The organism is Chitinivibrionales bacterium, from assembly GCA_014728215.1.
Classification (GTDB): domain Bacteria; phylum Fibrobacterota; class Chitinivibrionia; order Chitinivibrionales; family WJKA01; genus WJKA01.
Genome location: WJLZ01000086.1, coordinates 108545 through 122568 on the forward strand (window position 1 = coordinate 108545; position 14024 = coordinate 122568).

The window sequence follows — 14024 nt, forward strand, 5'->3', positions numbered from 1 at the left end:
ATATGACAGTTTTTATTATGATCGTGGATATGCTAATTTTCAAAACGCACCCCCAGGTCATGTCCCTCTGGACTCATAGCTTTACAACGTGAATCAGTTCCAAGTTTAAAATTATATTTCTGAGGATCGGCAAAAATGGGATTACAGCGATAATTTCCCTCCGGCAGAACAGCCCAGGCCGAACTGTTACCGTAAAAAGAATTGTCTTTCATACGAATTCTGGGGTCATCCTGAGAAACTTTTAAGCCAAACTTTTCATTAAAGGCAATAATGTTATTGGTAATGTCAAACTCTGATGATCCTCCGATTGCAATGCCATGATTGGAATTATAAGCTATGGTATTATGGTTTATGGCAGGAAAAACGGTGACCCGCAGTTTCCATCCCTGAACGCCCGATCCGGCGTTATAGGCAATGACATTGTCTTCGATTTTCGGCAAATGCCCTACACAAACGATTCCGGCGCCCCAGTTTTCTATTATCCGGTTCCGGCTGATAATGTTTCCTTCTCCTTTGGAAAATACGCCGATTGTTCCGTTGGTTATCTCAAAACCATGAACAGCACCTTTTCCATTTAAAGTAATGACAGTTTCTCTTCCATTACCGTCGAGAACAGCGCCAAAGAGAGGCCTGGATATGAGTGTTACGCCATTCCCCATACCGACCTGGCCGTTATATGTTCCCTTTTCCACCCATATTGTATCACCGGGTGCAGCCTTTATCATTGCAAGTGAAATAGTTTTATATTTTGAGGAAGGGACGGTAAGCGATTTGCCCGTAACAACAAAAGGTGTTAAATAGATGAAAAGGCATAGTAATGCAGGAATTAACAACAGATGTTTAAACGCAAAGAATCTAACTGGTTGCACTGTCTGTTCTATCCTTTGGTATTTTTTTCGCCACAACTTTTTCGCTTAAACACTTATCCGGTTAAACACCACTGCCTGAATAAAATAGTCATGCAGAAAAAGTATAATCAGTTATAATGACCCACCCATTAATGCCTTCATACAATATAATAAACTGTATCGAGTTAACCAAACAAAAAATCTAAAAAAATTATGGGCATATCAACGAATAGTGCACAATAAGAAGGCAAATACTATGGCACTATGAATTTTTTGCAGAGTCCCCCAAAAGACTCCCTGCCGCCCCACCAGTGTCCGACAGTAAAAGTATATTCTCCTGATGCACAAAATGGGGTGCCATTTTGATCAAAGGAACAGAGATGTTCAAAATTCAGAATAAATTCGACCCGTTGCGATTCACCGGGGAATAGTTTTACCCGCCTGAATCCTTCACAATGCCTTATCGGTGCACCGGAAACAGTTTCCGGGGGCGAAATATACAACTGAACCACCTCTTCGGCATCAAATTCACCCTCATTTTCAACAGTAACAAAAACAGTAATCGGACATGAACCATCACTCGCTTCCGGGTTGATCTTTAGTTTGGAATAGGAAAAAGAAGAGTAGCTGAGTCCGAAGCCAAAAGGATAAAGTGGCTTATCGGTCATATATCGGTAGGTTCTGTTTGCCATATCATAGGAGTCAAAGGGCGGCAACTGCTCGATAGAACGGGGGATTGTTATCGGAAGGCGACCTGATGGAGAGGTATCACCGAAGAGAATTTCCGCAACCGCACTTCCCCCTTCTTCTCCGGGATACCAGCAATAAAGTATCGCATCAGCTATCTCCGATTCTTCCCTGATCTCTACTGCACTGCCACCGGTAATGAGCAGCACAATCGGCTTGTTATGCTTCCGAAGCTCCTGTATGAGATTTTTCTGGTTTTCGGGAAGACCGATTGAGATTCTATCGCCATTATCTTCAGAAAGAATCGCGTCTCCCTCCTCTCCTTCCATAAGCGGACTGAGGCCTGCAACAACGATTATGACATCGGCATGCGTTGCTTCACCCAGAGCCCAAGGAGATTTGTTTGTATCCTCCCGACTAAAGGTACATCCCTGCCGGTAATTGACCAATGTCTCTTTTCCCGCACGGGCAACGATTCCATCAAGAATCGTCACCATCGGATAACTTATTCCATGGTAATTTCCCATTATCACATTGACATCAGCCGCACCGGGACCGGTCACAAATATCCTTTTCACATCACTTTTAAGGGGCAGAATACTATTGTTGTTTTTCAACAACACAATCGATTTAACAGCAGCTTCCCGGGCAAGTGAACGATGGACCGTGGAATCTACACAATCAAGAGAAAGCGAAGAATAAGGACTTTCATCCTCAGCATCGAACATACCGAGTTTCATCCGGGCGGCAAAAAGACGTTTCAACGAGCGGTCGATATCCTCTTCGAAAATCATTCCCTGTTCGACAGCTTCTTCCAGAAAGGGATACATGCAACCGCAGTTGAGGTCACATCCCTTTTTTAAGGCCAATGCCGCAGACTCGGCCGGCGTTTGGGTAACTTTATGATACGCATGGATATCACCGATAGCGCCGCAGTCGGAAACCATATGGCCTTTGAATCCCCATGTTCGGCGTAAAATATCGCACAAAAGCGCCCCACTTGCACAACAGGGTTCGCCGTTGGTGCGGTTGTAGGCGCCCATTATTGCTTCAACACCGGCATCGACCAGCATCTTGAACGCACGGAGATAGGTTTCGTGAAGGTCTTTTTGTGTAACCACGGCATTGAACCGGTGGCGGTCTTTTTCGGGCCCGCTATGAACCGCAAAATGCTTCGCACAGGCAGCAACTTTCAGATACCGGGGGTCACTCCCCTGCAACCCCTTTACAAAAGAAGATCCCAGCGCGCCGGTGAGATAAGGATCTTCCCCATACGTTTCCTGCCCCCTACCCCACCGGGGGTCTCGGAAAATGTTGATATTCGGCGTCCAGAAAGTGAGCCCTTGATATTGCCCCTGCTCCCTCTTTTTCTGCGCCTGATGATATTTCGCCCGGGCCTCGTCGGAAACGGCAGCCGCGACCCGATAGACCAGATCTTCATCAAAGGTTGCCGCAAGACCGATAGCCTGTGGAAACACCGTGGCCCATCCGGCGCGCGCTACCCCGTGCAGACACTCGTTCCACCAGTTGTACGCTGGAATGCCCAGCCGCTCGACAGCAGGAGCATCATATACCATTTGTGAAATCTTCTCTTTAAGCGTCAACCTGCCGACAAGATCGTCAACACGTTTTTCTATCGACAAACCACTATTGCGGAAAGGAAATGTGCTCATCGAAACACTCATCCCTGGCCTATCATTTCGTTTGAAACTCGATCATCGCTTTTATAACCCCGTCTTTGTATCCTTTAACAAATTCAAAGGCATCGATCGTTTCTTCGAAAGGAAACCGATGGGTTATCAACGGCATAACATCGACTTTTTTCTCTGCGATCATTGCACATGCAGGTTCCACGCAATCGACCTGACGTCTGATATTCTGCACCAGGATCTCTTTTCGCCTCAGTTTGTCGATACAGAATGACACCCGTTCCTCACGGGGGATTCCGACAACAACCAGTTTACCACCCGGCTTGAGTATATCGATTGCCTGATCGAGCGCATCCTGGTCTCCGCAGCATTCGAAAACAACATCGAGCCCCAGGGGTTCCTGCTCCCCGATTGCCTTTGCAATATCACATTGGTCGGGATTTCCCACCCAGTGAGCGCCTGCGCTGCGGGCACGGTCACATCGTTCATCAATTTTATCGGTCATGTATATCCTTTCGGCCCCTGCTGCAAGCGCTGGAAGCAAAACACAGAGTCCGATGGGGCCACTTCCCAGTATCGCCCCCCGTGCATTGACCATGGGAATCGATTTTTTAACAGCATACACACCGATCGATAAGGGTTCGGCAAAAGCCGCCTCATCGAATGAGAGTGTATCGGCCTTGAAACAGGACCACTCCGGCATAACAATACGCTCACATAAACATCCCTCAGCCTGCCCCGGCGTTCCCAGAAACCCGAGATTACGGCAAGTGTGATAACGGCCAGCCAGACACTGATCACACTCATAACAGGGCATGGCCGGGTCGATCGCCACCCGGTCACCCACGGCAACATGGGAAACCGCACTCCCAACCTCTTCGATAACCCCCGAGCATTCATGTCCGACCCGGAAAGGATACTCCACAACCTGCGAACCAATTCTTCCCGTTTCATAATAATGTATATCCGAACCACAGACACCAACCGATGACAGTGCAATCAGAACCTCCGTGTCGTTTGTAATTTCCGGCGAAGGCTGCTCCCGAAGTTCCATCGTATTAATACCGGTAAGAACCATCGATTTCATACTGTTTCCCTCCATGAAAAGAATGGAGCGATGGCGGAAAAACCATTACTCCATTACTTCTATTTCTTCCTCAAACCAGTTTCCCCGACTCAGCAACAAGGACGGATCAAAAATTTTTTTCAGTTCGATCATCTGTCTAATTTCCGAATCGCTGTATTTCATCTTTAAAAATGCTTTTTTCAATTTTCCGATACCGTGTTCGGCTGCCGGAGTTCCTCCCCAATCGATTATTGTCTGTGCCCATTTCATATAGAGATCTTTCCCCATCCCATATTCCTCCATGTTCCGGGGGAGAATATTAACGTGAAGATGATTGTCGCCGATATGGCCGAAAATAACCGATTCCAATCCGTTTTCATCGAGATCGCGGTCGTACATGTCAAAAACAGAAGCAAGTTTAAGGTCCGGCACCGCCATATCAGTACCCAATTTTGTCAGCTCCGGAAAATTTTTCCTTCGCATATCAATTGTCAGATTAACCGCTTCCGGCACAGCATGACGGAACTTCTTGAGCCGCTCCAACTCACGCTCATCACCGGCAGCCCAGCACGCATCTTCATCACCCCCCAGAGACGATACCAGTTCGGCGGTCTGTTCCACAGCATCAATAACTTCATCTTCACCCTTTCCCATGAACTCGATATAAAGGGCCACTGCATATTCCGAAGGCATATCAGGCACATGCGAGAAGGCCTGGCTTTCTTTTTTCCATTTCCGCAACAAATCGAGTGAACTGCTGTTGAAATATTCAAGTGCCGAGGGCCCGATCGAACCTTCAAAAGATATATCGGGGTGTTTTTTTCCACGCAATACACCAACAGCCCTGAGTGCTGTCTGCTGATCGGGAAGAAATGCAACAATCCCCCACACACATTCCGGCCGGGAAGTAAGTGCCAGCTCGATTTCGCTGATGATTCCGAGTGTTCCATCGGAACCGACAAAAAGATCGATCGGCTCCATGGGTTTTTTTACATAGTATCCAAGCACATTTTTCACCTCCGGTGAAACATAATCGGGCAATGTTCCCGCAATGACGGAGCCGTCGTCACATTGTACCCGGAAAGAACCATCATCACTCGCCAGCTCTCCCCGCCTGAGCGTTGCAGTCCTGCCGTCGGCGAACACAATTCCAAGGGTATGAACATGATTTCGTGTGGGACCGTACATAAAGGATCGTGCCCCTGATGCATTACAGGAAACCATTCCCCCGATCGACGCACCGGTTTCGGTGGGATCGGGTGTAAAAAACCAGGAACCGGCTTTTTTAAACTCATCGAGAGCATCGAGAGACTCCCGGGACCAGCCATCGGTATCAAATTCTTTGTTCTGGAGCGCCTCATTGCATTCACTCAACAGTACTCCCGGCCCACAGGACAGAAAAAACCGGCCTGAGGATGAATTGTACCGCAAACCGGTAATTTTTTTCATTTTTCCGAGGTTGATTACATGTCCCCCCGAAGGTACTGCACCACCGGTGACACCGGTCCGTGCTCCCTGAATGGTAACAGGTATTTTTTCAGACGATAATCTGGATACTGCCGCCACAAGCTCGCATTTACACAAGGGAAACGATATCGTGTCTGCATATCCCGACATCCGGGATTCGTCTCTGAGATAGTCGTAATATTTTTCCGACAGGGGCTCTATGGAAGAACTCATCGCCTATCCTTTCCGGAATTGTGCACTGATATTATTGCTTACAAGGAAAAATAAACATTGCCGTCATGGCGCGCTCTGAGGAGGATATTGAGGAAGGATTTTCCGTACCTCTCTGAATATTTCCAGAGCCTCTTCCGATGTTGAAAACACTCCCTCAATAGAATCATCATCAAGAACAAGGCGGAGCATGTAATAGCTGTGGCCCAGAACAGTAACCGTCCTGATATTCTTGACCGCTTTGATCCGGTCCCAGGTTAATTTCTGTACCGAATAAAGCCTGGTCCACCGTATCCCCTTAGCGTCTATTGTCAACCGCCCGAAAGTAATGGGAATCATTGGAACACAGCAAACCAGAAAAACAGCGATGGCAATCACGGAAAAGAACAGCTTACCGGGCAATTGCCAGGTCATAAAATGGGTAACGATATAATAGCAGCACCCGCCGCCCACAATACCGAAAACACACCACAAAAGCCGTATTTTAAACGGCCATTGCCAGTCGCTATACCGAGGAAGCGCCTGGATTACTTTTTCCTGAATCCCCGGTTCACTCACAATTCAACTTTCTTATCTTGCAAATGTGTTTTTTCTATTCACTCAGGAATAGAACTTTTCGATAGTCCCTTGGATTGTGCGCACAGCTTCAGGATGGGCCATGACCAGGATATCGGCGCCTGCCTGAAGGTACGCAGAAGCACAGGCGGTCTCCCAGAGCGGTCCACGTTTACTCACAGCACCCCATCCCGGAAGAATATCTTCATCGGCAAGGGCTTCTTTGACACGGTAGGTCTCCCCACCCACATCACAAATCTGCGGTGCGGCCATGAGTTTATCGCCTTTCAGACCCGTTATGCGGGCCCGTTCCAAAATGGTATAAACATAATCGAGGCCATATCCCAGAGCAGCGGTTGTCTGGTTCATGACAATATCGGAAAGCTCAAAACCGGCGTCCTGAAGTAAAATATTCACCTGTTTACCGATATTGATATCCACCGGAGCTTCGGCAATGATTTTGTGTTTGTCCGCCTTACAGATCGCAACAACCGTGCGGTAATTTGTTTCTTTGGCCGAACCGATCAGACAATTTTCTCCCTTTGCAGCTTGAGAACATTCCGGAAGTACCAGGTTATCCTTTTCATCATCACCACACCCCCAGATAATCAAGGGTACATCCACCGCCTTTAAAACATCGGCGACGGTCTGTGCACATTCTGCAGGAGACCGGTCGGCGTCATTGGGTTCAGCTCCAACCAGCCGAAGGCACAGGCAATCGAGTTTCAGTTCTTCAACACTTTTTTGCGCCCACTCAACCGGATTGTTTATTTCGGCGCCCACGGCGTCTTTCAAATAGTCCGACCAATCGGGAACAACATCGGCAATATATCCGGCGATAACCGGCTTGTGCGGATTTTCACCTTCAAAGGTCATGAATGGAAGGGTTGTCTGTCCGCCAACGGTTATTGTCGACTTCCGGGTACCTCCCTGATCTGCGGTTGCACCAATAGTGACTTCATTAATCCTGCTGCTCCATTTTTCTTTAACATCAACTATTTCCATTGTGACTCCTGACTTTATCCATGAGTGAAAAAATCGACTTCTTGGCTGTGGCATTCTGCAGTTCAAGCAATGATTTGCCGTTAAAAATAGCCTCTTCAACCACAGAATCGTAAGGGATATGCAAATCGGGTTTTAAATTCATATCCGAAAGCTTTGCTTCCATATCCGGCAAACGATCCTCTTTTACCATATTTGTAACAACATATTTGCTGCGAATCTGGTTCTGCAGGGTTTCGCTCAATATATTGATCCGGGACGCCGTCTCCAGGGAAATGGGATTATAATTAACCACCAGTATGAGGGCGTCGATATTGGACGTTGTCCTTCTGCTGATATGCTCCAGACCGGCCTCATTGTCAAAAACAACCCAGTTGTATGACGGCGCCAGGTCATGAGAAAACTTACGAATAAGATTGTTGAGCGAGCAGTAACATCCGGGCCCCTCGCCGCGCCCCATGGACAAGAGATCGAACCCGCGGGATTCTTCAATTATTTCGTGAAGCCCTGCCTGCATATACTCGGACTTGGACACTCCCGCAGGAATATTTTTCATCTCCCGGCGAACTTCTTCCCGAAGGTCACCGACAGTTCCCGCCGAATGCATCCCGAGTAATGTGCCAAGATTGGCGTCAGGATCGGCGTCAATCGCCAGTATGGGGGTCAACTCCTTTTCCAGTAAATACTGGATAACCAGGGCTGCAATAGTACTTTTTCCTGTGCCGCCTTTTCCGGCGACTGCAATTGTTTTCGGCATTATATCCATTCCTTTTTATTTATCATATGCAAATACTTCAATATCGGTGTGGGGAAGAAACATGGCTTTCTGAAATTCTTCCACGTAGTCATCCGCACCCATAAGGTCATAATAGGTTGTCTTTTCGGCAATAGCCCTTATTGCTTCCCAGGCTTCAATCGACAGGGCCGCCATGGATGCGCCTTTCAGCGAGGTATTGCCTGCAAAACGAACTTTTTCCAGGGCAACCGGTGGTAACAATCCGATTGCAACCGCATTGCCGATATCGAGATACCGCCCGAAAGAGCCGGCGATATAAAACCGGTCGATATCACTGCACGACAGATCCAGCCGCGAGGTTATAATATGTATAGCAGCGTAGATCGCCGCTTTTGCGGTAATGATATTCTCAATATCAACTTCGGTGATAAAGACGCCTTCCTCGCGCGATGATTCCCCGGGAGGAACAAGCACATACCGTTGTATGCCCTCTTTACTGCGAATTCGTTCGGTATCTTCACCAACGATTTTTCCCGAACGGTTGATCACCCCTTCTTTTAAAAGCACGGCAATTAAATCGATGATTCCCGAACCGCATATACCGGCAGGTTTGCAGTCACCAATACAGCTATAGGTGATCGAATCGTTTTCCGCAAAAACCCGCTCGACTGCTCCTGCCGTAGCGCGCATACCGCATTCGACACTGGCTCCTTCAAGCGCAGGTCCAGCCGACGCCGAACAGGCGATTAACCAGTCTTTGCTTCCAATAATCACTTCGCCATTGGTTCCGATATCGACCAGCAGTGATATTTCATCACTGGTATGCATTCCGGTAGCAAATATCCCGGCGGTAAGATCGCTTCCGACCCAGGAACTGATTCCGGGAAGACAATAGAGATATCCATGGTGATTTATCCCGACGCCCACCGAATGGGCGGCAACGGCTGGCGGCTTCAAACATGCGGCAATATAAGGTTCCCGTCGGATATTCTCCACCGGAAGGGCCAGCAGGAAATGCTCCATTGCAGTATTGCCGGCAATCACAACAGCATAGATATTATCGACGGCCACGGCATTGGCATCGGCCAGGCCCCCGATCAATTTGTTGATATCCCCGGCAATGTTATCCTGAAGGGTACCGATTCCCTTTCTCTCTGCGGAGATCAAACGAGCGGTTACTTCCTGACCATGAATATCCTGAGAATTAAATACCGCAGCGCCATCAATGACTTCCCCGGTGATCAGATCAATCAGGTTGGCGACCACGGTAGTGGTTCCGATATCAACTGCCACAGCATAACAGCTTTTCAGCGTTTTCTCTGCATCAACCGAAAGAATATCCCAATGGTCCAGGTTATATGCGGCAACAGCCGAAATCCTGTTTTCACCGCCCCTGATAAGCGGTGGAAGTACCTGGATTATCTCCAGCCCGGCCTGGAACTTTCCTGGGGCGACAACCGACTGCAGCGCTTGAGCAAATCGTGACCAGTCATCGTCGTTATTATCCAGCGAGGGTTCTTCCAGAGCAAGATTGTGCACAGTCACCAGGGGATTGCATTCCCGGGGGGTAAAATGTTCGAATCCATCTTCTCTACCGGGCCGTGCCTGTTCACTTCCCGCATGGCCGTCATCATCGATAACCGACTTGCCGACATCAACGATACAGTCTCCGAACACCTTCGTTATACAGGCAAGGACCACCCTTCCCGCAGTTGCATCTTTGTGGGGAAGAATGGTTACTTTACACTTACCACATGTCCCGTTTCCGCCGCAGACGGCATTCAACATTATTCCGGCTTCAACGGCGGCCTCGAGAAGTGTCGCGCCTTCGTCAACCCGTACAGTTGTTTTTGATGGAATAAATGTTACGGCATAGCTTGTCATAAGGATACTGATTATACTTCTCTATTTCCAGGCTTCATTGAGAAACGACGGAATCTTGCTCGCATTTTCAGGGCCGATCAGAACCTCTTTCCACTCCGAGGTCTCTTCGATCTCGGCCTTGTAGATAGGGAGTAGACCGGGAATAATGAGCTTGCGGTGTTTTACTTTATCTGCAAGTTTCTGCTCGTTAAATGCCTTGATAATTTTTTCTACCGAGATTTTGTCCCCTGCATAGGCATTGAGTACACCAAGGCCCTCAGTATCGACAACACTGATATAGGCAGGGATCTTGCTCCGCTCGACTTCGCCGGCGACACTGAAATAGGTAAGGGAAAAATTAGTTGTGAACAGCACCGGTGAATTCTCATCCGGCGAACCGATTTCATACACCCCGGCTTCGACCATGTTCGGTTTCTGGGGATCGGTATAGATATCCTGCACTACGGTCATAATCGAAATGAGTTCCGATGGTTCTACATTATCGATAATCACAATCCCTGCGTATTTTGCTGCAAAGGCTGATGTTGCTGAGCATTCCATACCGGTATTCTCTTCGTGCACATCCACACACGTCGGATATCCAAGGGCCTTGAAATTTTTCTTCAGTGCAGCGCGCCGGGCGATCGTCAAATTCTGCAATGCCTTTTGCCCCTCCCTGCCGTCAAAGGCAAGTACAATATCCTGCACTCCTTTGTTTTTCGCCTTTTCGGCGGCATCGGCAACTGTCTCGATGGAGTCGCCGCTCACGGTCATGGGACATTTAAGTTGTGCCGCTATTTCTGCAAAGGATTCGGCAGTCGAATTATCTGCACCGAACAGGAGCGGTTTGTTATCCTTAATACTCTCCGCAGCAGCTTTCATCGTTGCAGCATCTTTGGAAACAAGGATCAGAGGAACCGAGCATTTATCGGCGATACTCTTTGCCCGCCCCGAAGAATCATCGCACCCGTCAAGTTCTACCGCACAGAGTTCGACGTTCAGTTTCTGCCCCACCCGTTCGAATACGGAGGCGTTGATTTTTTCAACTTTCAAAAGAGCATCGTCAAGAGATAACGATGACCCGATTCTTACGGCAATAGCTGTTGGATGATGAAATTTCTCTTCATGACGAAACATCACGGTTTCCTGTCCGGTTGTAAATTGTTTTCCTGCGGGACCGATTTTCACCAGCCGCATGGGTGGTGTTGATGCATCCGCTAATGACGAACGGGCGTCATCGGATGCATGCGGACAGTCGGCCAGCGCCTTCTTCTTTGCAGCCACCTGCATCGCAAAGGCCATACAGGTAGGAAAACCGCACTCTTTACAATTTGTTTTCGGAAGACTTTTATAAATTTGCATTGCTGTTAAAGCCATTGTTCCTCCTGATATTGGGTATGGGTTGGGGGTAGAGTCAGGATGCCGGTTTGGGTTATCGTTAGGGGTAAAGTACTATTCCCTTCCTTAACGGCTTATTACTCTAACCCATCCTGATAAATGTACTGTATTTATTAAATTAATTTCTACTGCTCTCGTCGTTCGTCTTTGAATATGAACCATGGCACTCAGTTTGTAGCGTTGTCTTCCTGAGATGTCATAGTTCGTCATACGTTCTTCACAACTGGTCCCTGACCCTTGCTAAAACAACGGTTCCATTTCAAAAACCGGATGCTGTACTTCCTGTAGATATTCCATCAGTTTTTCGGGGTCTTCGGCATCTTTTTCGGTTGCTATTTTATCGAAAAGGTCGGTGATATTCTGTTGTTCGAGCATAGGACGAAGCCGGTCTTCAATTTCTTCTTTCAGATGCTGGGGCATCCATACAATCCGCTTGTGACCGCCATCGGCGGAGATGAATTTCGGACTGCTGATATAGAGTTTACCGATACCGATAAAACCGGGTGTCTGATGGCCGCCGCCGATCTGACCGGCGAGGGTTGAAAACCCCATACCCACCGGGGTCATTCCCTGAAAATCTCTGTCCACGATCATTATGCCGCTCACTTCAGGGACAATTGCCGCGATACATTCAAAACAGCCACAGGCCGTCATCGGATCTTCCATGATCGAATAGGCGTTGAAAACAGAGAGATTTCCATTGGATTTGAGTTCCACATAATCGTTGATATTTTCCCATTGCCCCTTAACAGAATCGACACACACCCCTTTAATCACCGGCTGGTTGGGACCGTGGGGATCGATCTGATGAGATGCTTTACAGTCGAGCCAGGTATAGGCGCCGCAGAGCCCCAACCGCTGAGGAGTGACAATACATACATGATTGGGTGCATAAGACTGACACAACATGCAGGAGTAAAAAGTATCCACATCCTCATCGGTCATGGTACCGATCTTGTCGTCACGTTCGTTGTAGATATCTCTGGCTGTACTCAGCAGTTTCGATGCTTTTTCGGCATCGGTTATCAGGGTGACCTGTACCCGGTCGAGAATTGCCGAGAATTCGGCCTGCATCTTGGCGGCCAGTATTTCTCCGAAATCCCGTACTTTAAAACCCTTTGCATGAGCATCTTTACTGATACGAACCCAGATGAAATGGCGTTGCCCCATATGGAAAATGCCGTTGGCGCAGGAGATAAACTCATGAATACGCCGTTCGAGAACCGATTCGAAATCCGGCTGAAATTCTCTCCCGGCGACTTCAACCAGGATACCGAGCGGATAAGCTTCACCTTCCTTCATCGAATCGACATCAGGGCCCACAACTTCAATTTTCCCGTTTTCGACTTCGTCCATACCCCGCATCCTGACAAGTTCGAATGCATCTGCATATTTTCCGCCGAACTGGACAAACATATCCTCTTTTCGAACCCGTTCACCTTCAAATCCCGCACCGTAGGGAACGGGAATCGGCACCTTGTCGATTTTAATCGTCATACCCCGGAGTTCGATTGCCCGGCTGATAATCTCATCGAGTTTGACATCGGCGATAACATGTTCGTAGGTGCAGATACCGGTAGGACGAATCTCTGGTATCGACATGTCGGATATGACCGGGAAGCCGAAATTTATCGCACCTGCAGCGGTGGCATATTTTTCATCGGTAATTACCTGTTCTTCATCGACTTCCTTATCTTTACCAAGAGCCATAACAAAGGCATGGACCCTGTTTTTATTATACATGAGAATTTCCCGTGCCGCGTTGAGATCGCCGGGCTCGATACCGCCGAATGTCATGGCCGAACGCGCGGCAAAATTGAGCGCATGGACCGCCGAGGTAACATCTTTACCGAAAGGGACTAAAAAGGTGTCCCAGTTCATTTCGATTTTTTCTTCGGCCAGCTGCTCGGCGATCGATTTTCCACTGCTGTTACCGGCCATAAAAACAAGAATGTTCCGTTCCTGGAGTCCCCGTACCAGATCGACCGCTTCCTGATTGGTGGGTGTATGCCCGACCAGCGCGGCAAATCCCGGCATGCGGCCGTCAACAAGCTTGATCCCCTGCAGCCGGAGAATACTGTCGTCGGTATACCCGAGCCAGATATCATCGACCGGCTGAGGACGGATAACATATTTGAGCACCTCGATAGTCTCTTCGGCCAGAAGGGTTGCAACCCCCGAATTGAGTGTTTCACCGAGATACGGAAGCCAGACTTCATCATCGGGTATATTCCCCAGTAATTTACGCGCTTCCTGCAGTGACAATTCCAGATCACCGAGTTTCTCTACCTGCTGTCCCAGAAAGAGCAGCATGATCGGAAGGTAATAGGCTGTATTGGGATAGGCGACCGGACAATCTTTTCCCTTGAGTTCAATCGCCCGTGCCAGTGATTCTTCCGCCTGTTCTACAAGCTTGTGTGCTCCTCGTATAGCTGCTGTTGCAATGATTTTAGACATGTGGTTCCCTCTATAGATTCAATATGATGATGGAAGCTGGAGTAATCCCGATTACACATCGGGACAGGTGGAAGAGCGGAGTGTCA

Annotated in this window: 10 protein-coding genes; all 10 read right to left on the reverse strand. The window is 48.3% G+C overall.

The genetic code is table 11. The annotated features are described in order from the left end of the window. Positions 1 to 32 precede the first annotated feature (32 nt). Entirely contained in the window at positions 33 to 869 is an 837-nt protein-coding gene (locus GF401_06815) for a DUF1565 domain-containing protein (protein MBD3344758.1), read from the reverse strand. A 233-nt stretch (positions 870 to 1102) separates the two neighbouring features. Beyond that, a complete protein-coding gene (locus GF401_06820) occupies positions 1103 to 3220 on the reverse strand; it encodes a glycoside hydrolase family 3 protein (GenBank protein ID MBD3344759.1) in 2118 nt (705 codons plus the stop codon). Between the two features lie 10 nt (positions 3221 to 3230). Then, positions 3231 to 4271 carry an alcohol dehydrogenase catalytic domain-containing protein gene (locus GF401_06825; protein MBD3344760.1) on the reverse strand — a complete coding sequence of 347 codons (1041 nt, stop codon included), beginning with the start codon at positions 4269 to 4271 and terminating at the stop codon, positions 3231 to 3233. 45 nt (positions 4272 to 4316) lie between these two features. Then, positions 4317 to 5930 carry an FAD-binding protein gene (locus tag GF401_06830; protein ID MBD3344761.1) on the reverse strand — a complete coding sequence of 538 codons (1614 nt, stop codon included), beginning with the start codon at positions 5928 to 5930 and terminating at the stop codon, positions 4317 to 4319. Between the two features lie 63 nt (positions 5931 to 5993). After that, positions 5994 to 6485: a hypothetical protein gene (locus GF401_06835; GenBank protein ID MBD3344762.1), complete on the reverse strand. Its 492-nt coding sequence runs from the start codon at positions 6483 to 6485 to the stop codon at positions 5994 to 5996. A gap of 42 nt (positions 6486 to 6527) precedes the next feature. Next, positions 6528 to 7487 carry an acetyl-CoA decarbonylase/synthase complex subunit delta gene (locus GF401_06840; GenBank protein MBD3344763.1) on the reverse strand — a complete coding sequence of 320 codons (960 nt, stop codon included), beginning with the start codon at positions 7485 to 7487 and terminating at the stop codon, positions 6528 to 6530. After that, entirely contained in the window at positions 7474 to 8250 is a 777-nt protein-coding gene (locus GF401_06845; GenBank protein ID MBD3344764.1) for an AAA family ATPase, read from the reverse strand. The genes GF401_06840 and GF401_06845 overlap by 14 nt, the downstream gene beginning before the upstream one ends. Positions 8251 to 8256: 6 nt before the next feature. Then, positions 8257 to 10104, reverse strand: coding sequence for a DUF4445 domain-containing protein (locus GF401_06850; GenBank protein ID MBD3344765.1), 1848 nt, complete (start codon positions 10102 to 10104; stop codon positions 8257 to 8259). Between the two features lie 21 nt (positions 10105 to 10125). Next, positions 10126 to 11460: an acetyl-CoA decarbonylase/synthase complex subunit gamma gene (locus GF401_06855; GenBank protein ID MBD3344766.1), complete on the reverse strand. Its 1335-nt coding sequence runs from the start codon at positions 11458 to 11460 to the stop codon at positions 10126 to 10128. Between the two features lie 261 nt (positions 11461 to 11721). Continuing rightward, positions 11722 to 13938 (reverse strand): CO dehydrogenase/CO-methylating acetyl-CoA synthase complex subunit beta, encoded by a 2217-nt coding sequence (gene cdhC / locus GF401_06860; GenBank protein MBD3344767.1) that lies wholly within the window; start codon positions 13936 to 13938, stop codon positions 11722 to 11724. Positions 13939 to 14024: the final 86 nt, after the last annotated feature.

What these genes read in the sequence shown, in the direction of transcription:
- GF401_06820 (MBD3344759.1), bottom strand. Translation starts at nt 3,220, where the DNA reads ATGAGTGTTTCGATGAGCACATTTCCTTTCCGCAATAGTGGTTTGTCG.
- GF401_06825 (MBD3344760.1), bottom strand. Translation starts at nt 4,271, where the DNA reads ATGAAATCGATGGTTCTTACCGGTATTAATACGATGGAACTTCGGGAG.
- GF401_06830 (MBD3344761.1), bottom strand. Translation starts at nt 5,930, where the DNA reads ATGAGTTCTTCCATAGAGCCCCTGTCGGAAAAATATTACGACTATCTC.
- GF401_06840 (MBD3344763.1), bottom strand. Translation starts at nt 7,487, where the DNA reads ATGGAAATAGTTGATGTTAAAGAAAAATGGAGCAGCAGGATTAATGAA.
- GF401_06845 (MBD3344764.1), bottom strand. Translation starts at nt 8,250, where the DNA reads ATGGATATAATGCCGAAAACAATTGCAGTCGCCGGAAAAGGCGGCACA.
- GF401_06850 (MBD3344765.1), bottom strand. Translation starts at nt 10,104, where the DNA reads ATGACAAGCTATGCCGTAACATTTATTCCATCAAAAACAACTGTACGG.
- GF401_06855 (MBD3344766.1), bottom strand. Translation starts at nt 11,460, where the DNA reads ATGGCTTTAACAGCAATGCAAATTTATAAAAGTCTTCCGAAAACAAAT.
- cdhC (MBD3344767.1), bottom strand. Translation starts at nt 13,938, where the DNA reads ATGTCTAAAATCATTGCAACAGCAGCTATACGAGGAGCACACAAGCTT.